The sequence below is a fragment of the Rhizobium sp. P1_E6 genome, assembly GCF_056405875.1.
In genome coordinates this window covers 1-1,405 of sequence record NZ_JBFUBG010000273.1, presented here as the reverse complement: position 1 = coordinate 1,405, position 1,405 = coordinate 1, and the positions used below count along the sequence as shown (strand labels likewise).

The window sequence follows — 1,405 nt, the reverse complement described above, 5'->3', positions numbered from 1 at the left end:
GGGCAACGCACATGGCGCCCGCGAATGGAAAGGTAAGCTACCATGGCCCAGATCCTGCTGAATTCCGCCGTCGCCGTCCTGATCGCTGCAGCCTTTTTCACGACGACGGTCGCCGCCCTTCGCAGCCAGGACCGCGTCCAGAAGGTGCCCGTCAAGGTCAACAGACGGCATCATCCAAACGCCTGACGCTCTCGAAGAAACCAGAAACCGCGTGGCGGCGACGATCTGAGCGCCGTCCGTGGGGCTTTTGCAGCCTAGCGCATCCGCCAGGCCTTATGATGGCACAGGCAACTTCCGGAGCAACTGCGTCACAACCAAAAGAAACAGGTTCAGACGAAGAACTGACCGCCATTGGCAGTCAGCGTCGAACCGGTGATGAAACCGGCATCGTCGGAAACGAGGAAGGTCACGCAGCGCCCGATCTCCTCGGGTTCGCCGAGGCGCCCTACGGGGATTTGCGGAATAATCTTCTCATTCAGCACCTTTTCCGGCACGGCGAGCACCATCTCCGTGCCGATGTAACCGGGGCAGATGGCGTTGACGGTGATGTTCTTGACGGCGCCTTCCTGAGCGAGCGCCTTGGTGAAGCCGAGGTCACCGGCCTTGGCAGCTGAATAATTCACCTGTCCCATCTGGCCCTTCTGGCCATTGATGGAGGAGATATTGACGATGCGGCCGAAGCCGCGGTCGCGCATGCCGGCCCAGACATGGTGAGTCATATTGAAGAGGCCGGTGAGGTTGGTGTTGATCACCTCATGCCACTGCTGCGGTGTCATCTTGTGGAACATCGCATCGCGCGTGATGCCGGCATTATTGATGAGAATTTCGATCGCGCCGAGCTCGGCCTGAACCTTGGCGATACCGTCGCCGCAAGCGACATAGTCGGACACGTCCCACTTGAAGACCGGAATGCCGGTGACATCGTGAAATGCCTTGGCCTTCTCGTCATTGCCGGCATAGTTGGCGGCAACCTTATAGCCGGCATTCTGTAGCGCCATCGAGATTGCTGCGCCAATGCCGCGCGTACCTCCAGTGACCAGAGCCACTCTGCTCATGTTCCGCTCCCCTGTTGTTGTAAGCCCGCTCTGAGGCGGGCCTCAAAATATGCATTGTACGCTATTTACATTGCCTCGAAGCACATGGCGACACCCATGCCGCCGCCAATACATAATGTGGCAAGCCCTTTCCTGGCGCCGCGGCGCTTCATCTCGAAAAGCAGCGTGTTGAGGACGCGTGCGCCCGACGCACCGATCGGATGACCGATGGCGATCGCGCCGCCGTTGACGTTGACGATAGCAGGATCCCAGCCGAGATCCTTGTTGACGGCGCAGGCCTGGGCCGCGAAGGCCTCATTGGCTTCGACGAGGTCGAGATCGCCCACGGACCAGCCGGCCTTTTCCAGCGC

2 protein-coding genes and 1 pseudogene are annotated in these 1,405 nt (G+C 60.1%); 1 reads left to right on the top strand and 2 read right to left on the bottom strand.

The genetic code is table 11. The annotated features are described in order from the left end of the window. The first annotated feature begins 42 nt into the window (after positions 1-42). A complete protein-coding gene (locus tag AC1D35_RS36160; protein WP_477855496.1) occupies positions 43-186 on the top strand; it encodes a hypothetical protein in 144 nt (47 codons plus the stop codon). A 143-nt stretch (positions 187-329) separates the two neighbouring features. Here AC1D35_RS36160 and phbB read toward each other — a convergent pair whose 3' ends face one another. Both phbB and AC1D35_RS36150 read right to left on the bottom strand, forming a co-directional pair. Beyond that, entirely contained in the window at positions 330-1,055 is a 726-nt protein-coding gene (gene phbB / locus AC1D35_RS36155) for a beta-ketoacyl-ACP reductase (protein WP_113312041.1), read from the bottom strand. A gap of 65 nt (positions 1,056-1,120) precedes the next feature. Continuing rightward, positions 1,121-1,405 (bottom strand): annotated as a pseudogene (locus AC1D35_RS36150) (acetyl-CoA C-acetyltransferase); the annotation flags it as partial.